A 22,281-nucleotide genomic window follows, 5' to 3' on the forward strand; every position below is an offset into this window, starting at 1 on the left:
TCGCGTGAACCAGAATGTCGACAGCGCAGTCAGGTCCGTAGAGGCCGATCTGATTGCGCTGTCGCATTCGATTCACAGCGACCCGGAACTCGCCTTCGAGGAGTTCCGCAGCGCTGCCAAAGTGTCGGACCTGCTGGCGCAGCACGGTTTCGCGGTCACTCGCGGGATCGTCGATCTGCCGACGGCTTTCGATGCCACCTACGGCAGCGGAGAGTTGGTCATCGCGATCTGCGCCGAGTACGACGCGCTGCCCGAGATCGGTCATGCCTGTGGGCACAACATTATTGCCGCCGCCGCGGTCGGGGCCGGCATCGCGTTGGCTACCGTGGCCGACGAACTGGGGATCACCGTCCGAGTGATCGGTACTCCCGCGGAGGAAACCGGTGGCGGCAAAGTTCTGATGCTCGAGCGTGGTGCATTCGACGGCGTCGGCGCGGCCATGATGGTTCATCCAGGGCCGATCGACATCATCGGTGCGACCTCGCTGGCCTTGGCGGACATCGCCGTGAGCTATCACGGTCGCGAGGCGCATGCGTCTGCTGCGCCGGAATTCGGGCGTAACGCCGCCGACGCAGCGACTCTCGCTCAGGTGGCGGTCGGACTGTTGCGTCAGCACCTGCAGCCAGGTCAGCAGATTCACGGAATCGTCAGTGACGGCGGCACGGCTCCCAACATCGTTCCGGCTCGGTCCGAATTGCTCTACTACCTGCGTGCCGAAACGGCCGCGTCGTTGGCCAATCTGTCCGAGCGTGCCGACGCGTGCTTCGCCTCGGGTGCACTCGGCACCGGGTGCACCCACGAAATCCGCACGGTATCGCCTACTTACACCGAGTTGACCCCCGATCCGTGGCTGGCGGCGGCGTACCGTGAACAGATCGTCGATCTCGGGCGGGTGCCACTGGCAGCGGAATGGGAGCGCTCCCGTCCACTGGGTAGCACGGATATGGGTAATGTGACCAATGTGATTCCGGGAATTCACCCGGTCATAGGCTTGGATTCATCGGGGGCAGTGACACATCAGCCGGAGTTCGCGGCTGCGTGTATCACCACCTCCGCAGATCGAGCGGTAGTCGACGGTGCAATTGCGTTGGCCCGCACTGCTGTCCGGGTAGCGTCCGATCCAGAACAACGCGCCCGTCTGTTGGAAGGGGTAGATCGCCGGTGAACGCGGCAATCGACACGTGGATTCACGCGCACACCGACGACCTCGTCGCGTGGCGTCGACACATCCATGCCAACCCGGAGTTGGCTCGCCGCGAATACGCGACCACCGAATTCGTCGCCACCCGCCTCACTGCCGCTGGATTGTCGCCGAAGATCCTTCCCGGTGGCACCGGTCTCACGTGCGATATCGGACCGGAGGGTCCACGAATCGCACTGCGCGCCGACATGGACGCTTTGCCGATGCAGGAGGCGACCGGGGCGACGTACTCGTCCACGGTCCCCGGTGTGTCCCATGCATGCGGGCACGACGCCCACACCACCATCTTGCTCGGCGCCGGACTGGCTCTGGCCACGCTGCCCGAACTTCCCGTCGGGGTTCGGCTGATATTCCAGCCCGCCGAGGAAGTCATGCCTGGCGGAGCACTCGACGTCATCGCCGCGGGCGCGCTCGACGGTGTGTCCAGAATCTTTGCTCTGCACTGCGATCCGCGACTCGAGGCAGGCCAGGTCGGAATGCGCCTGGGTGCGATCACCTCTGCTGCCGACACGATCGAGGTCGTCCTCGACTCTCCGGGTGGGCACACGTCGCGGCCGCATTTGACCACGGATCTGATCTACGCGCTCGGCACCGTCGTGACCGGGCTGCCGGGAATGCTCAGCCGTCGTATCGATCCGCGTACCGGAACCGTCATGGTGTGGGGCGCGGTCAGCGCAGGTCAGGCGCCCAACGCGATTCCGCAGACCGGCATGATGACGGGCACGGTACGTACCGGCGATCACGACACCTGGGAGTTGCTCGAACCGCTCGTGGAAGAAATCGTCCACGGACTGCTCGCACCCACCGGAGTTCGCTACCAACTCAACTATCGTCGCGGAGTGCCTCCGGTCGTCAACGACGAGGTGTCCACTCGGATGTTCGAGGACGCCATCGCGACCGTCGGACAAGATGCTTTGGCGGACACCCCGCAATCCGGTGGTGGCGAAGACTTTTCGTGGTACCTCGAAACGGTGCCGGGGGCCATGGCGCGGCTCGGCGTGTGGTCGGGTGAAGGCGATCAGCTCGACATCCACCAACCCACTTTCGATCTCGACGAGCGAGCACTCGGCGTCGGTGTGAAGGTTCTGACGAGCCTGGTTCTGGGATAGTTCCGGTTCCCGTCGGGGGTACCGTTTTTCGTGTCGTTCGAGTGAAGGTACGGGCATGTCCATAGGTGTGGGAGTGCGAATCGGCACATTGGTGTCGACGGCTGTCGTTGCGTCGAACGATCCGGGTTCGGCCGATCCGGTGGTATTGGTTCGGGACACGATCCTCAATCAACGCAAGGACGGAACGACGGTGCTCGGTGGCACCGAGCAACTGGGTGCCGGCCGTGAGTTCGCCGAGAGCTGGTCGGGCTTTGTCGGTCGCGTCGGGGACCCGAGTGGCGTCGCGGGAACTGCCGATACTCGTTACCGCGCCGAGGATTTGGTGGCGACCTCGATTCGCTGTCTGTTGCAGGAATGCGAGCCGCTGCCCGATCGTGGTGGTCGAAGCGGGGGAGCGCCCGACATCGTCGCGACCTACCCGTCACGCTGGGACTCGTCGACAGCGGCCCTCATGCAGGATTCGCTGGTCTACGCGGGCCTCGAACGGGTCACACTCGTCTCGGATGCCGAGGCCGTGTCGGCGTGGTTCGAGTCGGAAATCGCGGCACTCGCCGGCACGCTCATCGGCATCTATCACGTGGACGACACCGGGGCAGCGGTCACCCTCGTGCGTTCTGGTGTCGCGGCCGGCCGTGCATTCGGCTTTGCCGGCGACGGGAGTTCGCCGAGTTCACGCCTCGCGACGGCTCTGGGTGCGTTCGGTTGGATGCCGGAGAACCTGGACGCCGTAGTCGTCACCGGTGACGGCGAACCGGCGACAGACAAAGCGGCCATGATGTCCATAGCGGCCGGGATTGCCGAAAAGCTCGGTGTCAGATGTGAACTCGGTCCCGGACCTGAGCAGTCGGCTGCGCTGGGAGCCGCAATTCTGGCTGCCGGATTCACCTCGACGTCGCACACTATCGTGCCGATCGGATTGCCGCCTTCACACGACGTGACCGAGGTGTTCGACACCCTGGGACGCGAGAAGGTGGCGGCAGAAACCGCTGCCGGGGTGGCGACCGCCGAGCCGGAAACTGCAGTTGTCGCAGGCGAATCGGAGTCGCGCGGTTCCAAGCGTGTGCTCATCGGCGTGACGGTTGTGGTGGTGCTCGCAGCACTGGCAGTGCTCGCGTATTTCCTGCTGCTTTGAGCAGGACAGCTATCTAATCGGTAACACCGTTACCCGGACCGACATTGCGGCTGTTTCTCGTCCGCAACTCTCGTACGTACTCGGCCGGCGCTCCGGCAATCTCGGCAGCGTCGGCCATCACACCGATGTAGCGGGCCGACGGCAGCCCGCCTTCGTACGCATCCATGACGTAGAGCCACGCAAGTACCGCGTCGCCGGCGGTGTCGACCCGCACGCGGATCTTGCGGTGCAGACCCAGTTCGGCACCTTCCCAGCGGTCCAGACTCACTTCGTCCTCTTCCGGGACGTCGTAGAGCACCACGAAAACACTGGAATCGGGATCTTCGACCACGGTGGCGAGAGCACCCTCCCAGCCGAGGTCCTCGCCGCTGAAGGTCAGGCGCCAGCCTCGCAGCCACCCTGTCCCGGACATGGGGGAGTGTGGGCAGCGCAACAACATCTGCTCGGGATGCATGTTGGAACCGTAGGCGGCATAAATCGACACGGGCGCAAGCCTAAACCGTGGTCCGAGGGTGTGGCGAAGCGGACCACCGGACGCAAGTAATCTGGTACAAGCACTGCGCGACACGTGGTGCTCGAATAGCGTGACACTGGTCGACGGGAGACCCCTGCCGGCCACGCGAGGACTTGGAGGACACATGACCCGGATCGTGATCATCGGTGGCGGACCCGCCGGCTACGAGGCGGCACTGGTAGCCGCGCAGCACGGGGCCACGGTCACCCTGGTCGATTCGGACGGCGTCGGCGGTGCGTGTGTGCTGTTCGACTGTGTCCCGTCGAAGACGTTCATCGCGTCCACCGGAATCCGCACCGACATGCGTCGTGCATCCGACCTCGGCATCACTCTGGATCCGGAGCAGGCTTCGGTGTCACTGCCGAAGATCCACTCCCGAGTCAAGAGTCTCGCGTTGTCCCAGTCCTCGGACATTCGCGCACGGTTGCAGACGGTAGGCGTCGAGGTTCTCTCCGGCACCGCCGAACTGACCGATCCACTCCTCGGCATGGCAGCACACCAGGTTCGCGCGACGCTCGGAAGCGGCGAGCAGAAGACCATCGACGCAGACGTCGTGTTGATCGCCACCGGCGCCAGCCCCCGCATCATCCCGGGAGCCGAGCCCGACGGTGAGCGAATCATGACGTGGCGCCAGCTCTACGACTTGGACGAGCTTCCCGAGCACCTGGTCGTGGTCGGTTCCGGTGTCACCGGTGCCGAGTTCGTCTCCGCGTACACCGAGATGGGCGTCAAGGTCACGCTCGTGTCCAGTCGCGACCGTGTTCTGCCCGGCGAGGATGCCGATGCGGCGCTCGTGCTCGAGGACGCCCTCGCCGAGCGAGGTGTCACCCTCGTCAAGCACGCCCGCGCGGACGCCGTCGAGCGCACCGAGAAGGGCATCGTCGTCAAGCTCTCCGACGGCCGCACGGTCGAAGGAAGCCACGCTCTGATGACCGTCGGTTCCGTCCCCAACACCAACGGTCTCGGCCTGGAGCGGGTCGGCATCGAGTTGGACAAGGGTGGATACCTGCGTGTCGACCGGGTCTCGCGCACCACGGTTTCCGGTATCTACGCTGCCGGTGACTGCACCGGACTGCTCCCGCTCGCGTCGGTGGCTGCGATGCAGGGACGTATCGCGATGTACCACGCACTGGGTGAAGGCGTCAGCCCGATCAAGTTGAAGACCGTCGCGTCGGCCGTCTTCACACGCCCCGAAATTGCAACGGTGGGTGTTTCGCAGGCAGCGATCGACAACGGAGAGGTGCCTGCGCGCACCGTCATGTTGCCGCTCAACACCAACCCGCGCGCCAAGATGTCCGGTTTGCGTCGCGGATTCGTGAAGATTTTCTGCCGCCCGGCTACCGGCGTGGTCATCGGCGGTGTTGTGGTCGCACCCACTGCTTCGGAATTGATCCTGCCGATCGCGATCGCCGTACAGAACAACCTGACGGTCAACGACCTGGCGCAGACGTTCTCGGTGTACCCGTCGCTGACCGGATCGATCACCGAGGCTGCTCGTCAGCTCATGCGTCACGACGACCTGGACTGACAACCGACCAGAGTCTTCTTACAATGTGGGAACTCTGTTTCACATACTGAAGTATTGGTGGGATAGTCGAGATACCGACCGAATCAAGGGTCGGTATCTCGGCGCTCTCCCGCCCCGTTGACCCAGGACGGCTCAGGGTGTTTTTCCTCTGACCTTCATTCTGCGTGCCTGGGAGCTTCATATGACACACGCCGCGCTGTCCGCTCGCATGGACGGACTCCGTAGTTCTGCAATTCGCGATCTGCTCACCCTGACTGCCCGGCCCGACGTCATCAGCTTGGCCGGCGGACTGCCCGATCCCGATTTCATTCCGCGGGAGCGAATCTCGAAGGCAGCCCACGACGCACTCGGTGACCCCTCGTCCGTTCAGTACGGCGAGACCTCCGGCCTGCTGCGCCTCCGTGAGGTGATCGCCGAGCGCGAATCATCCAAGATCAAGCGGACACTCGACGTGTCCGAAGTCGTGATCACCCACGGTTCTCAGCAAGGTTTGAGCTTGCTCGCGCAGGTCCTCCTCGACGCCGGTGACGTCGTGGTCGTGGAGGAACCGGCATATACCGGTGCGCTGCAGGTCTTTCGAACGGCGCAGGCCCGTCTCGTTCCCGTCCAGCTCGACGAGGACGGAATGGACACCGACGCGCTCGAAGCGAAACTCGACGCCGGTCTTCGGCCCAAAGTTGTTCACACCGTGAGCAATTTCCACAACCCGCGCGGCGCGGTGCTTTCGGCGCAGCGGCGAGCGCACTTGGCGGCACTGGCGGACCGATACGGGTTCTGGGTTCTCGAGGACGACCCGTACGGCGAACTGTACTTCGGCGAGAAACCGCCCGCACCGCTGGCGGCGTTGTCGGACAGGGTGATTCGGCTGTCCAGTGCTTCCAAAGTGTTGGCACCGGCGCTGCGCGTCGGCTGGCTGCACGGCGACCGAAAGGTCTGCGAGGCGGTCGAACTGATCAAGCAAGGCGCTGACCTGTGCGGGTCTTCGCTCACACAGCAGATCGCCGCAGACCTCTTCTCCGACGTCGAATGGTTCGACGCGCATCTCGACGTGCTTCGAGCGGGGTACGGCGCGAGGGCGAAGGCGTTGGTCACGGCCGCCGAGGCGGAATTGAGTGGGCGTGCACGCTTTTCCGAGGTCCGCGGCGGGATGTTCTGTTGGATGGATTTCCTCGACGACGTCGACACCACCGAACTCCTGGGTGCCGCGCTCGCGCATGGCGTGGCATTTGTCCCAGGTTCGGCCTTCGCGGTCGAAGCGGACCTTGGTCGAAGCGCTCGACTGTGTTTCGCGACGTATCCCGAAGCGGTGCTGGTCGACGCCGTCGGCAGGCTCCGGGACAGTGTCACCGCAGGTACAGCCTGACTTTGTCGATAGTGTTGCGGAGCAGATCGATCTCCGTACCGGACGGCGGGGTGGTGACGGTGACGTGGTCGGCGACGGCCAGATCCCATCCCGTCGCCTCTCGCACCTGATGGACCGAGATGCCTTCGTGGACACTGGTCAGCTCCAACTCGCCGCCGGGGCCCTGGTGTGTCAGGACACCGAGGTTGGTGAACACCTTTGTCACTCCTGCACCTGCCGGCATGATGCCCTTTCCGCTGGCGTGGGCGCGGGCGGGGCTGGGTGAGGTGCAGAAGTCGAGCGCGGCCGGAAAGGAACTGAGGTCGTGGCGACGCATCACGACGAAGATCTCGGCCGCGTTCGCGATGATCTCGACGGCCCCGCCTGCTCCGGGCAGTCTGACCGTCGGGTTCTTCCAGTCACCGATGAAACTTGTGTTCAGGCTTCCCGTTCGATCGATTTGAGCGGCCCCGAGAAAACCGACGTCGACGTTGCCACCTTGCAGGACATAACCGAAGAGTGCGGCCATACTGAGCACGGATTCGGCGCCGGAGACCACGACGGAGTCGGCGATACCTTCGGCCATCGCCGACGGATGCGCGCCGCACACTCCGGATTCGTAGATCAGTTCTACGTCCGGATTCGACGTGTGGCGCGCGAGATCGACTGCGAGCGTGGGGAGCCCGACTCCGGCGAAGACCCGGCGCTTACCCGCCAACTCGCGTGCCGCGACGGCGACGATCGTTTCGGTGGAGGTGGTGTTGCCGCTGACAATCGTGGTGGTCACAGTCTGCTCCCGTAGTCGACTGGTGTGGAGAGTTTTGGTCCGACCTCGAGATCCGACCAGTAGTCGGCTCCGAGCTTGGCGAGATATTCGTCGTGATCGCCGAGTGTGTACACCCATTCGTCGAGCCAATTTCTCAGCAACGAAGGGTCTTTGGAAATCTCGGTCCAGCGTCGGTAGAAGCCGCAATCGCGGTCGTAGTATCCCTGTGCGTACGACGGGTGCGCGCCGCGCGGGCAGACGACAACCGCGTCGACGGCGTGCGAGGGAATCAGAGTTCGGCTCGGATCTGACCTGATGACCTCGTCGTCGACAAGCTCTTCCACAACGACGATCGCCTTCTTCGCGGCGTAAACGGCTTCTTGCTGCACCCCGGCGATGCCCCAGATCTGTGCGTTCCCGGACGTGTCCGCTCGCTGTGCGCCGATGATCGTCACATCCGGATTCAACGGCGGCACAACGTAGACGCTCCCGCCTCCGTACGGATCCTCGACGAGTCTCAGTTGTGGGTTGAGTGCGGGTAGATCACTACCGGCGTACGACCGCAGCGGGAAGAAGGGAAGTCTGGCCGCTCCCGCCTGATACCGGCACACCATGCCGTAATGGCTGTATTCCTCGACTTCGAGGGGGAGCGGGTCCTGGTTCTCGATGCGTCTGCGTAACTCGTACAGAGAATCTGCGGAGCCGCTGGCGAAGAACGAGGCAACCAGCTTTCGGACGCAGCCGGCGGCGACGAGTTGATCGGAAACGATGTCCGGCGTCATCCGGCAGAGCGTGAGGTCCTTTCTGCCCTGCCGGATGATCTCGTGTGCCGCGGCAAAAGGAATGAGATGCGAAAATCCCTCCAGCGCAACGGTCATCCCGTCTTCGACGTATCGGCCGACGGCCTCTTTCATCGAGAGGGTCTTGTCCACGTGTGTACCTCTTCTTGTTCTTTCGCGCACTCGGTCGGTTTCGGAACTTGACATGTTCGGACGGTGTGGCGCAACAATGTCGGGTGGAAATTCATCAGATCAACGCATTTCTCGCGGTGGCTGAGGAGCTACATTTCGGCCGTGCGGCGCAGCGGCTTCGGATTGCGCAACCGCCGCTGAGTCGAACGATCAGGCAATTCGAGAAACAGCTCGGTTCGCCGTTGTTCGATCGGAGCACTCGAACTGTGCGGCTCACTGCTGCCGGTGAAGCGCTGCTGCTTCCGGCGCGCGAGATTCTGGACGCGTGCCGGATGGCCGAGATCGCGGTGTCTGCGGCAGGCAAGGGAACGACAGGTCGCGTTCGCCTGGGTTTCGCGGGGACTTCTTCGCATCTGCTCGTCGGGCGGTGGGCGAAATTGGTGAGAAAGACCAATCCCGGTATCGAATTCGTGCTCGACAGTTCTGCTTTCGCGAACGAGGCGTTGTTGATGCTGCTCGATCGACGACTCGACATCGGGATGGTGCGGTGGACCGTACCGCCGCTCGGGATCACGTCGAGATTGATCGCCGAGGAGAACTTTCTGGTGGCCATGTCCAAAGACCACCCGTTGGCGTCGAGGGACTCGGTTCGGTTGATCGAATTGGAGTCCGAGAATTGGGTGACGCTTCCGGCGGAGCCAGGTTCGATTCTGCGGGAGTCTCTGCTCACTGCCTCGAAGAACGCAGGGTTCCTGGCTCGCATCGTGCAGACGGCACCGGATTCGATGTCGTTGATCGCGCTGGTGTCCGCGGAAATCGGATGCTCGTTGACCATTTCCTCGGTGGCCCAGAGCATCGTGAATCCTGATGTTGTCTTTGTTCCGGTCATGGACCCACCTCCTCCTCTTCAACTGCGTATCGCCTGGCGAGAGGGAGACGACAGACCTGCTCTTCTCGAAGTGTTGAAATTGTCCGAGCAGGCGCTGCCGTCCCTGGCCTAGACGGTTGCCCGACCGGTAGGAATCTCACCCGCTTCGGACTTCGGTGAGTTCGCAGTATCGACAAGAGTGTTTTCGAGTTCGAGTTCGTCGTAGTCCGCTTGTTCGGCCGTCGAGAGTTCGCCCGCGTTGTAGCCGGTACGTCGGAGCAGGAGCAGGGTGCAGATCAGCGAGACAAGGGCGTACAGCCCGGATACGATCGCGACCCCGACGATATTGCCTGACGTGTTGAGCATCCACTGCGCCAGTACGGGAGTTCCGCCGCCGACGACAAGGGAACACAATTGGTACGCCGTCGACAGACCGGTATAACGGATGTTGGCGGGGAAGGCCCGAGCGAGAACGCCGGCGATGGCGCCGTAGAACATCGAGTGCGGGATCGTGGCCAGACACATCGCGACGACTGCGATGGTGAAGTTCCCGGTTCGGATCGCGAAGAACATGGCGGGCATGAGGACGAACTCCGGTATCACCATCAGGCACATGGCTTTTCGCATGTCGATCTTGGAGACCAGGACGGCACCGAAAGGTTGGACGATGAACTGCACGACGAGCGCGATCGCGATGGCGGCCAGGAAGGTTCCTCGATCGTATCCGAGTTCTTTTGTAGCCCAGGACAATGCGAAGGTGTTCTTGAAATAGGTGACCTGGGCGAGGGGAAGTGCGCCGGCGCCGAGGAGAACCAGTACCCAATGCTTGCGCAAGACTTCGGCGAGCGGAAGCTTGACGACCTTCTTGCGTGCGAGAACGGCCTTCATCTCGTCCGACTCTTCGAGTTTGAGGCGAATGATCATCCCGAGAATGACCAGCACCGCCGAGATGATGAACGGGATGCGCCATCCGTACAGGAGGAACGACGGCGTCGGCATCGAGGACAGAAGGAAGAACGCGATGGTGGCCAACAGATTTCCGGCGGGTGAGCCCTGTTGGGCGAACGCGGAGTAGAGGATGCTCTTGCCCTTCGGTGCATTTTCGCTGGCAATGAGCACTGCGCCGCCCCACTCGCCACCGACCGCGACTCCTTGGATGACGCGAAGGGTGACCAGACCGATCGGCGCCCAGATCCCGACCTGTGCGTAGGTGGGGAGGAGTCCGATGCCGACCGTGGCGACACCCATCATCATCAAGGTGATGACGAGAGTGTTCTTGCGTCCGATCCGGTCGCCGAGGTGTCCGAAGATGATCCCGCCGATCGGCCTGGCGAGGAAGCCTGCCCAGAGCGTGATGAAGGCGAGGAGAGTTCCGACTCCGTTCGGGAGAGTGTCGGAGAAGAAGATGTCGCCGAATACCAGGGCAGCGGCAGTGCCGTAGATGTAGAAGTCGTACCACTCGATAGTGGTTCCGATGAACGAAGCGATACCGGCTCTTCGCGCCTTGGCGTTGATCTCCTCGGAACTGCGAGTGGGTGAACTCATGCGTGGCGACCTTTCTCTGCAACATTCGCGGCGCCGAAACGTGGCGTGCCTGAATGAGATTCGCAGAGTGGTGTAGGTCACGTCCAATACCAACTTGGTCGCCTATTGATACCTCAGGAGTATCAATAGGCGACCATGATCAGCTCTTCCGGTATGGAAGGATCGGGGTGATTACTCGGACCAGTTGTACGTCCGCTCGACGGCCTTGTTCCACTCCGCGTACAGCCGTGACCTTTCGGACTCGTCCATCGCCGGTTCCCACGTCTTGCCGACGGCCCAGTTGTTGCGGATGTCTTCGGTATCGGCCCAATAACCGATGGCGAGGCCCGCTGCGTATGCAGCACCGAGAGCTGTCGTTTCGTTGACCACCGGACGGATGACGGGAACTCCGAGGATGTCCGACTGGAACTGCATCAGGGTTTCGTTGACCACCATGCCGCCGTCGACCTTCAGTGCGGACAGTTCGACTCCCGAATCCGCTCGCATGGCGTCGATGACCTCGCGGGTCTGGTATGCCGTCGCCTCGAGCGCTGCGCGGGCCAGGTGTCCCTTGTTGACGAAGCGCGTCAGGCCGACGATGACACCCCGGGCATCCGGTCGCCACCGAGGTGCGAACAGCCCGGAGAACGCGGGCACGAAGTAGGCGCCGCCGTTGTCATCGACACTTGCGGCGAGCGGCTCGATGTCCTTGGCGTTCTGAATGATTCCGAGATTGTCTCGAAGCCACTGGACCAAGGAACCCGTCACGGCGACGGAACCTTCGAGTGCGTACACGGCAGGGGCTTCGCCGAGTTTGTAGCAGACGGTCGTCAGTAGTCCGTGCTTGCTGTGCACCGGCTTCGTGCCCGTATTGAGAAGCATGAAATTGCCGGTGCCGTAGGTGTTCTTGGCTTCACCCTCGGAGAGGCAGGCCTGGCCGAATGTGGCTGCCTGCTGGTCACCGAGGATTCCGGCGACCGGCACACCGGCGAGATTGCCGCGTGGACGTCCTGTGCCGTAGACCTCTGAGGAACTACGGATTTCCGGGAGCATCGACATCGGGATTCCGAAGTCCGCACAGATCGATTCGTCCCACTGGAGGGTCTCGAGATCCATCAGCATCGTGCGTGACGCATTGGTGACATCTGTCACGTGGACGCCCTCGGTCAGGTTCCACACGATCCACGTGTCGACAGTGCCGAAGCACAATTCGCCGGCCTCCGCTTTTGCTTTCGCACCGTCGACGTTGTCGAGAATCCAGCGGATCTTCGGCCCAGCGAAGTAGGTCGAGAGTGGTAGTCCGGTCTTGTCTCGATACTTGTCCGGACCCTCGTCGCCGCCCAGTTCGACACACAGTTGATCCGTGCGCGTGTCCTGCCACACGATCGCGTTGTAGATCGGCTTACCCGTCGAACGTTCCCAAACGACGGTCGTCTCACGCTGATTCGTGATTCCGACGGCAGCGATGTCGGCCCGAGTGAGATCGACCTTCGCGAGAGCGCCGGCCACCACCTCCCGAGTGTTGATCCACAGCGCCACCGGATCGTGCTCGACCCAACCTGCTCGCGGGAAAATCTGCTCGTGTTCTTTCTGCGCAACGCTCACCACGGCGCCGTCGTGATCGAAGATCATGCAGCGGCTCGACGTCGTGCCTTGGTCGATGGCGGCGATGTATTGATTCACTGTGCTCCTAGGTTCGGGCGTGTTCGCAGTAATCCGTGCGCTGTCGCAGTATGTGGATCAAGCTACTAGCCTGTAAACGGATTCGTCGTCGACTTACAGGAGACCGGGTTGAGTAAGCAGCAAGGTGCGCAGTTTCTCGGCCCGCAGCAGCGCGAAGCTGCTTGGGAACAACTTCAGACCGAGCAATTCGACGTCGTCGTGGTGGGCGGCGGTGTTGTCGGTGTCGGAGCGGCCCTCGATGCGGCCACCCGCGGGCTCAAGGTTGCGTTGGTCGAGGCCCGTGACTACGCATCCGGCACGTCCAGTCGTTCGTCGAAGATGTTCCACGGCGGTCTCCGCTATCTCGAGCAACTCGAATTCGGCCTCGTTCGTGAGGCGTTGCGTGAGCGCGAACTCTCGCTGACCACGCTCGCTCCGCACCTGGTCAAGCCGCTGAAGTTTCTGTTCCCCTTGGCTCACCGAGTGTGGGAACGCCCGTACATGGCCGCGGGAATCTTCCTCTACGACCGGATGGGCGGCGCCAAATCGGTCCCCTCCCAGAAGCACTTGACGCGGGCGGGCGCACTGCGCATGTCGCCGAGCCTCAAGCGCAGTTCACTGACCGGTGGCATCCAGTACTACGACACCGTCGTCGACGACGCTCGGCACACCATGACCGTTGCACGGACCGCCGCCCACTACGGCGCGGTCGTCCGAACATCGACGCAGGTCGTGGGATTTCTGCGTGAAGCGGACCGGGTCTCGGGAGTTCGTGTTCGCGACTGCGAAGACGGCCGTACCGCGGAGGTCAAGGGTCACGTCGTCATCAATGCAACCGGTGTCTGGACGGACGAAATCCAGGCCCTCTCACGTCAGCGCGGACGGTTCCGGGTGCGAGCGTCGAAGGGCGTACACATCGTCGTCCCGCGCGATCGCATCGTCAGTGAAGCCGCCATCATCCTGCGTACCGAGAAATCGGTGCTGTTCGTCATTCCGTGGGGCAGTCACTGGATCATCGGCACCACGGACACCGACTGGAACTTGGATCTCGCTCACCCAGCGGCAACCAAAGCAGATATCGACTACATCCTCGGCCACGTGAACTCCGTTCTGGTCACGCCGCTGACGCACGCCGACATCGACGGTGTCTACGCTGGCCTGCGTCCGCTGCTTGCCGGTGAGAGCGACGAGACGTCGAAGCTCTCGCGCGAGCACGCCGTTGCCCGTGTGGCTCCAGGCCTGGTCGCCATCGCCGGTGGAAAGTACACGACGTATCGGGTCATGGCGGAAGACGCCGTCGATGTCGCAGCAGAAGACATTCCGGCGCGAGTGGCGTCGTCGATCACGGAGAAGGTGCCGCTCGTCGGCGCCGACGGATACTTCGCGTTGATCAATCAGACTGTGCAACTGGGCGAGCAGTACGGCTTGCATCCGTATCGCGTCAAGCACTTGCTCGACCGCTACGGTTCACTCATCACGGAGGTCCTCGAACTCGGCCGACAGACGCCGGAGTTGTTGCAGCCCATCACAGATGCCCCCGATTACCTTCAGGTCGAGGCTGTGTACGCCGCCGCGGCCGAGGGTGCATTGCACCTCGACGACATCCTGGCTCGCCGCATGCGCATCGCAATCGAGTACCCGCATCGTGGTGTCAACTGTGCGCAACAGGTTGCCGGATTGGTTGCCCCGATTCTCGGTTGGGATGCCGCCACCGTCGAGCGCGAGGTCGACACGTACCGAGCGCGCGTCGAAGCGGAGATCGAGTCGCAGACCCAGCCGGACGACGAGTCGGCCGACGCCTTGCGCGCCGCAGCGCCGGAGTCTCGGGCCGAGATCCTCGAACCCGTCGTCGTGGTGCCGGATCGGGTCTGAGTCGCCCGTCGTTTGTTCTCGGTCTGTCGCGGGTAGGCGGATGTCGAATCACCACCCGTGTCAGCACAGACCGGTCGAGCGTCGCCCAGGAGGATCCCAATGTTCGGTAGTCGGTCGAGATCTGCTGAGGAACACATAGCCACTGCTTATCTGGTCACTCACCTGTGCGGAGCGATGGTAGGGCTGCAACTCTCGCGGTCACTCTCGGACTCGTACGGCGCGTGGGCCGACGGTGAGCTGGACTCGTTGCCGGGTGAGCTCGAGTACGAGATCGAGCAGCTGCTGCAACTGATCGAGGACACCCAGGGCATATCTCTGCCGCGGTACTCCAAGATCGACGCGACGGTCAATCGGATCAGGCGCCTCGTCCATGTCGACGCCATCTGGCGCAACCGTCTCGTGAAGCTGGCAACTCTTGAGATCATGCGGACGGCTCTGTGCGGCAAGAGTGCGATGTGGGAGGTCCTGAGAGACATTCCGGCCGGGGAGACGGAGGAGCAGTACCGCGAGCTCAACGACCTGGTGTCCAAGCAGATCACCACCGTCACGGCTCTGCATCACCGCGCGGCTACGGAAGCTTTTCAGGGGACGGACGGGCGGGAATCGGCGAGCGGCGGCGACCCCATCCGCTCGAGTAAGTAAGGTTTGTACCGTTCGGTGAAGAATTCGATGAACGGTAGACCCCGAGGTGTATGGAGATGGCTGAGCGCGACCAAGCACTGACAGAACCCACGGCAGTGTTCGCGGCGTTGGCGGAGATCCTCTACTCCGCCGCAGACAGCGCCGAGGTGTACTCCGCGATCTGTTCGGCGGCTGTCGAGTTGATTCCCGGTTGCGATCACGCAAGCCTGATGCTGCGACGGGGAAACACCAACGTCACGGTAGCGGCAAGCGACGAGATCGCCGAGTATGCAGACGATCTCGAACGTGCGACTGGCGAGGGGCCGTGCATCGACGCCCTCGACACGGAGGCGCCGCAGCTCGAGTCAGATCTTCGCACTCCGAATCAGTGGCCCGAGTTCGCTCGGAAAGTAGTGGCAGAGACACCCATTCGTGGCTCGATGGGGTTCCGACTGATGGTCGATCGTCAGAAGTTCGGTGCCCTCAACCTCTTCTCCGACACTCCGGGAGCATTCACGGAAACTGTTGCCGACCACGCGATCATGTTGGCATCGTTTGCATCCGTGGCCGTCACCGCACTGAACCGAGGAGAGGATGCCGACTCGCTGCGGCGAGGCCTGGCGAGCAGTCGCGAAATCGGTCAGGCCGTCGGTCTGCTGATGGCATTGCATCGGGTGTCCGACGACGAGGCCTTCGACATTCTGGTGCGAACCTCGCAGAACATGAACGTCAAGATCGCCGAGTTGGCGCGCAAGGTCATCGTCCAGCATCGTTCGACTCTGGACTGAGCGCTTCGTTCGCCCCGGGAGAGCCGAGGAGTTGAGATCGCTTGCGATCCACCGTCTCTCGAAGAGCTGTCACCACCGCTGCGACTTCCGGGCGGCGCAAGGATTCAGAACGAGCCACCAACCAGTACGAAAGTCTGACTTCGATGTGAGCGGGCAGCACGCGAATCAGATCGTCGTGCTGCTCAGCCATGAAGCAGGGGAGCAGGCCGATGCCGGCACCCGCGCGCGTTGCCTCGATGTGGACGAACACGTTGGTGGACGTGACGGCCTCGCGCATGGAAACCGTGAGCTTGCGGGCCAGATCGAGTTCGTCGACCTGCAGCATCGAGTCGATGAAATACACGAGCGAGTGTTCGGCCAGATCTTCGGCACTTTCGGGAACTGCATTCTGACGTAGATACTCTCGGGAGGCGTACAAACCCAGCGCGTAGTCGGCCAGATGGACGGCCTCGGCGCGGTGAACTTGAGGTTTGCCGACAACAACCTCGATGTCGAGCCCCGAGCGTATCTGCGACGCCTTTCTGGTCGCGACGACTATCTCCACGCTCACGCGAGGATGGCGTCTGCGAACCGCTGCGCCGGCGGGGGCCGCGATGTATGCGCTGAAGCCGTCGGTGGCCGAGACCCGCACGACGCCGTCGAGTTGCTGCTGACCGGTGGAGTCGAGTGCCAGTTCGTTCACCGCGGCCTCGATGCGCTCGGCCGCGCTGAGGGCTTGTCTGCCCAGGTCGGTCAACTCCCAGCCGCCGGACGAGCGGACCAGTACACGGCCGCCGAGGCTCTTCTCGAGCGAGGCGATGCGGCGCGAAATGGTGGTGTGGTTGAGGCCCAGGTCGTCGGCGGCGGTGTTGAAGCGGCCGGTGCGACCGACCGCGAGAAGCACCAGTAGGTCGTCCGGGCTCAGTCCGAGTGTCATATCTGCATTTTTGCACCTGTATGGTGCGAGATTTGTCATTGTCGTGCTAAGAATCTGCACCGATACTCATCGAGTCACAAAAAATGTGCGAGCGGTCACATTCCTGATCGTGAAGAGCAGGCGAATCGCGAACTGAAGACGAGGGAGTCCACGATGAGCGTCGACAACATGCCGAAACCCGAGAGCCAAGCCCCACCATCGGGGCTGAAGAAGGTGGTCGGCGCCTCGATGGCGGGCACCGTGGTCGAGTGGTACGAGTTCTTTCTGTACGGCACGGCGGCCACGCTGGTCTTCAGCAAAGTCTTCTTTCCTGGCGGCGGCAACGAGCTGGATGCGATCATCGCGGCTTTCATCACCTACGCCGTCGGATTCGCCGCCCGGCCACTCGGCGGAATCGTCTTCGGATTTTTCGGAGACAAGTTCGGCCGGAAGCAGTTGTTGCAGTTCAGTTTGCTGCTGGTCGGTGCCGCGACCTTCCTGATGGGCTGCCTACCGACCTACGGTCAGATCGGCTACTGGGCGCCGGCACTGCTGGTCACGCTGCGCTTCATCCAAGGATTTGCTGTCGGCGGCGAATGGGGTGGGGCGGTACTCCTTGTCGCCGAACACAGCCCGAATCGATCTCGCGGGTTCTGGTCGTCCTGGCCTCAGGCCGGCGTGCCGATGGGCAACCTGGTGGCCACTGTCGTGCTGTTGATCCTGACGTCGACGCTCTCGGACGAATCCTTCATGAGTTGGGGCTGGCGCGTTGCCTTCTGGCTCTCCGCGGTGATCGTTCTGGTCGGGTACTACGTTCGGACCAAGGTCACCGACGCTCCCATTTTCATTGCGGCGCAGAAGGAAGCAGAACTGGTCAAGGCAACCTCGTACAGCGTTTTCGAGGTGGTCAAGCGTTACCCGCGCGGAGTGTTGACCGCGATGGGCCTGCGTTTCGCCGAAAACGTCATGTACTACCTTGTGGTGACATTCTCGATCACCTACCTCAAGGTCGTCGTTCATGCGGACACGGCGCACATCCTCTGGTGGATGCTGATGGCACATGCCGTGCACTTCGCAGTGATTCCGTTGGTAGGCAAACTGTCCGACACGATCGGTCGACGCCCGGTGTACATGATCGGCGCCGTCACCGCCGGAACATGGGGATTCTTCGCCTTTCCGATGATGAACAGCGGGCACAATGCAGTCATCTTGTCGGCAATCATCATCGGGCTTGTGTTCCACGCGTTCATGTACGCCGGCCAACCCGCGATCATGGCCGAGATGTTCCCGACCCGGATGCGCTATTCCGGTGTCTCCCTGGGATATCAGGTCACGTCGATCGTGGCAGGTTCACTGGCTCCGATCATCGCGACCGGACTGCTGAGCAAGTTCGACTCCTCGGTCCCCATCGCGATCTATCTCCTGCTGGCATCCCTGGTCACTATCGTCGCAGTCGTTTTCGCGCGGGAGACCAAGGGAATCTCGCTCGAGTCCGTCGATGCCGCCGACGCACGAGTGCTCGCCGACGAGCGGGCCGGTGTTTCCGCATGACGCTCTCCGGCAAAACGGCACTGGTCACCGGTGGTGCCAGCGGTATCGGCGAGGCGTGTGCTCGACTCCTTGCCGCCCGCGGCGCCCACGTCACCGTCGCTGATCTCGACGACGTCGCCGCGAAGGCGCTGGCCGACGAGATCGACGGCACTGCGTGGGCCGTCGATCTCCTCGACACCGACCAACTCGTGGATCTGGCACTCGAGACGGACGTACTTGTCAACAACGCCGGCATTCAACGGGTCAGTCCCATCGAGGATTTCGACGTCGAGGACTTCCGGAAGATTCAACGCCTCATGGTCGAAGCGCCGTTCCTCCTGGTCAGAGCGGCCCTGCCGTACATGTACCGCAAAGGATTCGGGCGCATCGTCAACATTTCCTCGGTCCACGGGCTCCGCGCTTCGGCATTCAAGAGTGCGTACGTCACGGCAAAGCACGGACTCGAAGGGCTGTCGAAAGTTGTTGCGCTCGAAGGTGCCCCACACGGTGTCACCAGTAACTGTGTCAATCCGGGCTACGTCCTGACACCACTCGTGCGATCCCAGATCTCCGACCAGGCAAAGGTTCACGGAATCAGTGAATCCGAGGTTGTCGAGAAGGTGATGCTCACCGAGAGCGCGATCAAACGGATGGTCGAGCCCGCAGAAGTGGCATCGCTGGTGGGGTGGCTGGCATCGCCCGAGGCGTCGATGGTGACGGGGGCTTCGTACACCATCGACGGCGGGTGGAGCGCCAGCTAGATCACTGGGGCTGCTGTGTTGTTCAAGCTGCCGGGTTCAGGCTTCGGGAATCTCGATTCCGAACTTCTCGCGGGTGATGACCTCGGGTTCGGGACCGCCGCGAACTCCGGTGTCGAGTGCGTCGATTGCGGAGAGTTCTTCGGCGGTGAGTTCGAAGTCGAACACGTCGAAGTTCTCCGCGATCCGCGAGGGAGTCACCGACTTGGGGATCACCTGGCGGCCCTGCTGGAGGTGCCAGCGCAGCATCACCTGTGCAGGCGACTTGCCGTGAGCGGTCGCGATGGCGCCGATGGTGGCGTCCTCGAGGGTCGAGCCGTGGGAGCCGTCGCGGTAGAACGTGATTCCGCCGATCGGTGACCAGGCCTGAGACAGAATCCCGTGATCGGCGTCGGCCTCGAGCAAAGTCGACTGCCTGAAGTACGGATGAACCTCGATCTGGTTGACCGCCGGCACCACGGACGTTGCGTCCAGGAGTCGGGTGAGGTGATCCGGCATGAAGTTACTGACTCCGATGGCGCGGACCTTGCCGTCGGCCAGAAGCGTTTCCAATGCCCTGTACGCGTCGATCGTGCGCTCGAACTCGCTCGGCAACGCCTGATGGAGGATCAGGAGGTCGAGTTGTTCGACACCGAGTTTGCCTGCGCTCTTGTCGAAGGCATGCAGAGTCTCGTCGTATCCGTAGTCGGTGATCCAGACCTTCGACTCGACGAAGATGTCCGCGCGATCGAGTCCGGATCGCCGGATCGCCTCACCGACGCCCTTCTCGTTGCCGTAGGCCGCGGCAGTGTCGATATGGCGATAACCCGTCGACAGCGCGGACTCGACGGCGGCGAGTGTTTCGTCCGGCGGCGTCTGGTACACGCCGAAGCCAAGCGCGGGGATGTCGACGCCGTTGTTCAGTTTCAGACTCGGGATTCTCATGTCGTCCACGGTAGCGGCGGCCGGGGGTTCGGCGGGAGTGACTGCTCAGCCGGGTAACGGCAGTACCTCCCTCGACCGGCAGTACTTCAGCTCGGTTGGCAGGTGCCGCCGATGGGTAAAGCCTGCGCTCGTTCGCCTACCCAGCGGCCGATGTCGCTGAGCATCGCAGTACCGTCGGCGAAAGTGCCCGAGTCCGGCTTGGCTGCGATGGCGACAGCGAGTTGTCCGGTGCCGCTGCTGATGATCCCGAATTGGCGGACCAGATAGCCGCCGTCGTCGTCCGGCCCCCACCCACCTTTGAATCGAGCGGCTGGGATCACTCCCAGGCCCCACTGTTGGTCGGGGCTGATGCTGCCCATGAGCCCGAAGACTTCGGTGGCGTCGCTCCGGCATGGCAGGGTGGCGGCGAATTGCGCTTGGACGGCAAGTGGCCATTGTGTTTGACCGAACGAGCTGAATTCTGGTCGTAGCGTGCGTGATTCCACGGTGGTGGACATATCGCCGGAGGCCACGAGGACTGACTCGACCTTCGCTGCGGCAGTGGTCGGATCGCCGAGGCCTCGCCACAGTTCTTCGGCTGATTCGTTGTCGGAGGTGGTGATCGCCTGCTTGACCGTTGTGAGTTCTGTGTTGTCGGTTTCGTGGAGGGCTGCGATGGACAGTGGGACTTTGATGGTGGACCAGGCGACTCCGTTCTGCCACTCGCCGGCAACGAGTGACTGACCTCCGCCGACGGGCACGAGTGCGATACCCACGGCGCCGCCGAGGGTGTTGCCCAGGGCCTCGAATCCGGCGAGCGGGCCGACACCGTTGCCCGGGGCGGCAGGAGTCTCTGTCGGCTCCGGTGGAACGACGACGATCTCGGTGATCGTCTCGACCTTCTCCGACGACTCGTCTCGCGTCGGAATCGTGCAGCCCGCGAGGGCTGCTGCAGAAGCAGTGGCGAGTGCAACCGCCAGGAGTCGTCGGCGCGTCCCGCTACGAGCCTCGACGCACTGCTCAATAGACATAGACCACCGCGTTGTTTCCGCCGGTACACGTGACGACTTTGTTGCCGGCGCAGTTCATCGAGTACCGAGTTCCCGTGACCGGACTGACCGCGCTGATGGAGACCGGGCCGCCGCGTCGACCCTGGCTCACGTACTGGTAGCGCACTTCTTCGGCGAACTCACAAGACGTCACGCTGGTGCCGACGGCGGACGTCGTGAATTCGTTGTTCGAGAACACCGATCCACAACGCGCTGCGCTGGCAGGGACCGACTCGTTGGGCGCGGGTGTGACGACGCCGTTCTGCGGCGCGGCCGCAGGTGAGGTGATCACCACGGTTTCCGTGCGTGCGGTGTTCTCGTCGGAATTGTCGTTCAAGACGAGAGGGAGAACCCATACGTAGACCACGACGGCGACGAGTGCGACTGTGACAACTCCCAGTAGGACCCACAGCCATGCATACGATTTCGGCGGGCGGGGAGGCATCGGCGAATATCCAGTGCCTTGACCGTATGGGGGCCGGGGCGGGGTGTAAGCAGGCTGATGTCCCGAGTACGGAGCCTGACCGGGTGTGATGCCCGGCGGCGGAGGAGGGGGCGGAGGGAGAGGTGTCGTGTGGTTGGGGTCGTTGTTCCAGGGATACGGCGACTGTGGTGTTGTCATTGCGGGCTGCTCCTCTGCCTACTTGATAGAAGTGGGCCGAGTTAGTCGTCGATCACCGCACATCGAAATTGCCGATTGTTAGGTTTCTGCGAATTGCCCGTCTTAGTTATATACGACCGGTCTGACTTCTTTTGCACTTGTGGCTCGTCAATGAGTGAGCACTATCTTCAACCCGACTATGAGGGTGGCGACGGCGGCGAGGCCGAACGCTGCCAGATGGGTGTTCGTACTGACTTTCTCGCCGTGCAGTCGGCTGATCACGTAACTGGTGGAACCGATCCGCAGGATCAAGACGATTTCCGCGATCAACTGCGCCGTCCGTGGTTCCAGGAAGTTGAACCACGCCGTCGCGAGAATGACGACAGGAACAACCGCAGAGGTGAGGATCGGGACGGAATCGCGAAGAGAGTCGATTCTCTCCGCGGTCGTCAGTCGGCGATCGTTGCGAATGCTCTCGCCGACTCCCTCGGCAAATGTGTGGGCGATGTATGTCGACAATGCCGTGCCGACCACAATCGCGGCGCCGAGCGATTCCTGAGATTTCGTCACCGGTATGAGTGCGGCGAGGACAAGAATGTTGCCGTAGATGTAGGCGGTGGTCCTCGCCGCCACACGTTCTTGTCCCAGCGGCGCACCGTGAGACGTGATCGGACGGTTCAGCAGGGTTCGCAGGTCCCACTCCATGT

At 62.7% G+C, this 22,281-nt stretch carries 21 protein-coding genes; 11 read left to right on the forward strand and 10 right to left on the reverse strand.

Features of this window, described 5'->3' with window-relative positions; translation table 11 throughout:
* The first annotated feature begins 4 nt into the window (after positions 1-4).
* From QM609_RS21680 to QM609_RS21690, 3 genes are read left to right on the forward strand one after another with little or no spacing between them, the layout of a single operon-like run.
* Positions 5-1,165 (forward strand): M20 family metallopeptidase, encoded by a 1,161-nt coding sequence (locus QM609_RS21680; protein ID WP_050654878.1) that lies wholly within the window; start codon positions 5-7, stop codon positions 1,163-1,165.
* Positions 1,162-2,310 (forward strand): M20 family metallopeptidase, encoded by a 1,149-nt coding sequence (locus QM609_RS21685; protein ID WP_003940741.1) that lies wholly within the window; start codon positions 1,162-1,164, stop codon positions 2,308-2,310. Before QM609_RS21680 ends, QM609_RS21685 begins: the two co-directional genes overlap by 4 nt.
* A gap of 55 nt (positions 2,311-2,365) precedes the next feature.
* Positions 2,366-3,442 (forward strand): hypothetical protein, encoded by a 1,077-nt coding sequence (locus tag QM609_RS21690; RefSeq protein WP_030535059.1) that lies wholly within the window; start codon positions 2,366-2,368, stop codon positions 3,440-3,442.
* 13 nt (positions 3,443-3,455) lie between these two features.
* Here QM609_RS21690 and QM609_RS21695 read toward each other — a convergent pair whose 3' ends face one another.
* Positions 3,456-3,926, reverse strand: coding sequence for a gamma-glutamylcyclotransferase family protein (locus tag QM609_RS21695; protein ID WP_003940753.1), 471 nt, complete (start codon positions 3,924-3,926; stop codon positions 3,456-3,458).
* A 154-nt stretch (positions 3,927-4,080) separates the two neighbouring features.
* Between QM609_RS21695 and QM609_RS21700 the strand changes: the two genes are divergently transcribed.
* On the forward strand, positions 4,081-5,484 hold the full coding sequence (locus QM609_RS21700; protein ID WP_003940987.1) for an NAD(P)H-quinone dehydrogenase: 1,404 nt from the start codon (positions 4,081-4,083) through the stop codon (positions 5,482-5,484).
* Positions 5,485-5,665: 181 nt separating this feature from the next.
* Complete coding sequence (locus tag QM609_RS21705; RefSeq protein ID WP_050654879.1) at positions 5,666-6,847, forward strand: aminotransferase-like domain-containing protein; 1,182 nt, start codon at positions 5,666-5,668, stop codon at positions 6,845-6,847.
* Here the strand turns inward: QM609_RS21705 and QM609_RS21710 are convergent.
* Both QM609_RS21710 and QM609_RS21715 read right to left on the reverse strand, forming a co-directional pair.
* Positions 6,828-7,613 carry a CoA-transferase subunit beta gene (locus tag QM609_RS21710; RefSeq protein ID WP_050654880.1) on the reverse strand — a complete coding sequence of 262 codons (786 nt, stop codon included), beginning with the start codon at positions 7,611-7,613 and terminating at the stop codon, positions 6,828-6,830. The genes QM609_RS21705 and QM609_RS21710 overlap by 20 nt on opposite strands.
* Positions 7,610-8,524, reverse strand: coding sequence for a CoA transferase subunit A (locus QM609_RS21715; RefSeq protein WP_283337437.1), 915 nt, complete (start codon positions 8,522-8,524; stop codon positions 7,610-7,612). The genes QM609_RS21710 and QM609_RS21715 overlap by 4 nt, the downstream gene beginning before the upstream one ends.
* Positions 8,525-8,607: 83 nt before the next feature.
* Here QM609_RS21715 and QM609_RS21720 point away from each other — a divergent pair, with 83 nt between their 5' ends.
* Complete coding sequence (locus QM609_RS21720) at positions 8,608-9,504, forward strand: LysR substrate-binding domain-containing protein (protein ID WP_030535055.1); 897 nt, start codon at positions 8,608-8,610, stop codon at positions 9,502-9,504.
* Here QM609_RS21720 and QM609_RS21725 read toward each other — a convergent pair.
* Together QM609_RS21725 and glpK are read right to left on the reverse strand one after the other, a co-directional pair.
* The gene (locus QM609_RS21725; RefSeq protein ID WP_007727299.1) at positions 9,501-10,916 is read right to left on the reverse strand and encodes an MFS transporter; all 1,416 of its coding nucleotides are present in this window, start codon (positions 10,914-10,916) and stop codon (positions 9,501-9,503) included. The two genes, QM609_RS21720 and QM609_RS21725, sit on opposite strands and share 4 nt — an antisense overlap.
* A 171-nt stretch (positions 10,917-11,087) precedes the next feature.
* Positions 11,088-12,578 (reverse strand): glycerol kinase GlpK, encoded by a 1,491-nt coding sequence (gene glpK / locus QM609_RS21730; RefSeq protein ID WP_007727296.1) that lies wholly within the window; start codon positions 12,576-12,578, stop codon positions 11,088-11,090.
* Positions 12,579-12,686: 108 nt separating this feature from the next.
* Between glpK and QM609_RS21735 the strand changes: the two genes are divergently transcribed.
* The 3 genes from QM609_RS21735 (at position 12,687) to QM609_RS21745 (ending at position 15,838) form a co-directional block, all read left to right on the forward strand.
* Positions 12,687-14,429 (forward strand): glycerol-3-phosphate dehydrogenase/oxidase, encoded by a 1,743-nt coding sequence (locus tag QM609_RS21735; protein WP_003940825.1) that lies wholly within the window; start codon positions 12,687-12,689, stop codon positions 14,427-14,429.
* 174 nt (positions 14,430-14,603) lie between these two features.
* Positions 14,604-15,071, forward strand: a complete 468-nt coding sequence (locus tag QM609_RS21740; protein WP_228232568.1) for a hypothetical protein — start codon at positions 14,604-14,606, stop codon at positions 15,069-15,071.
* Between the two features lie 50 nt (positions 15,072-15,121).
* The gene (locus tag QM609_RS21745; protein WP_030535052.1) at positions 15,122-15,838 is read left to right on the forward strand and encodes a GAF and ANTAR domain-containing protein; all 717 of its coding nucleotides are present in this window, start codon (positions 15,122-15,124) and stop codon (positions 15,836-15,838) included.
* On the opposite strand, the gene QM609_RS21750 is transcribed toward QM609_RS21745, so the two are convergent.
* The gene (locus QM609_RS21750) at positions 15,807-16,754 is read right to left on the reverse strand and encodes a LysR family transcriptional regulator (protein WP_050654883.1); all 948 of its coding nucleotides are present in this window, start codon (positions 16,752-16,754) and stop codon (positions 15,807-15,809) included. The genes QM609_RS21745 and QM609_RS21750 overlap by 32 nt on opposite strands.
* A gap of 153 nt (positions 16,755-16,907) precedes the next feature.
* On the opposite strand from QM609_RS21750, the gene QM609_RS21755 reads away from it, so the two are divergent.
* Positions 16,908-18,284, forward strand: coding sequence for an MFS transporter (locus tag QM609_RS21755; RefSeq protein WP_050654884.1), 1,377 nt, complete (start codon positions 16,908-16,910; stop codon positions 18,282-18,284).
* Entirely contained in the window at positions 18,281-19,024 is a 744-nt protein-coding gene (locus QM609_RS21760) for a 3-hydroxybutyrate dehydrogenase (RefSeq protein ID WP_030535050.1), read from the forward strand. The genes QM609_RS21755 and QM609_RS21760 overlap by 4 nt, the downstream gene beginning before the upstream one ends.
* A gap of 36 nt (positions 19,025-19,060) precedes the next feature.
* On the opposite strand, the gene QM609_RS21765 is transcribed toward QM609_RS21760, so the two are convergent.
* The 4 genes from QM609_RS21765 to QM609_RS21780 all read right to left on the reverse strand — a co-directional run bounded on the left by QM609_RS21765 (position 19,061) and on the right by QM609_RS21780 (position 22,279).
* Positions 19,061-19,945, reverse strand: a complete 885-nt coding sequence (locus tag QM609_RS21765) for an aldo/keto reductase (RefSeq protein ID WP_050654915.1) — start codon at positions 19,943-19,945, stop codon at positions 19,061-19,063.
* Between the two features lie 86 nt (positions 19,946-20,031).
* On the reverse strand, positions 20,032-20,955 hold the full coding sequence (locus tag QM609_RS21770) for a hypothetical protein (protein WP_102999358.1): 924 nt from the start codon (positions 20,953-20,955) through the stop codon (positions 20,032-20,034).
* Positions 20,945-21,418 (reverse strand): hypothetical protein, encoded by a 474-nt coding sequence (locus QM609_RS21775; protein ID WP_007727281.1) that lies wholly within the window; start codon positions 21,416-21,418, stop codon positions 20,945-20,947. The genes QM609_RS21770 and QM609_RS21775 overlap by 11 nt, the downstream gene beginning before the upstream one ends.
* Before the next feature lie 324 nt (positions 21,419-21,742).
* Complete coding sequence (locus tag QM609_RS21780; RefSeq protein WP_003940745.1) at positions 21,743-22,279, reverse strand: hypothetical protein; 537 nt, start codon at positions 22,277-22,279, stop codon at positions 21,743-21,745.
* Between the last annotated feature and the right edge of the window lie 2 nt (positions 22,280-22,281).

The sequence above is a fragment of the Rhodococcus sp. IEGM 1302 genome (assembly GCF_030056935.1).
GTDB classification, from domain to species: domain Bacteria; phylum Actinomycetota; class Actinomycetes; order Mycobacteriales; family Mycobacteriaceae; genus Rhodococcus_F; species Rhodococcus_F qingshengii.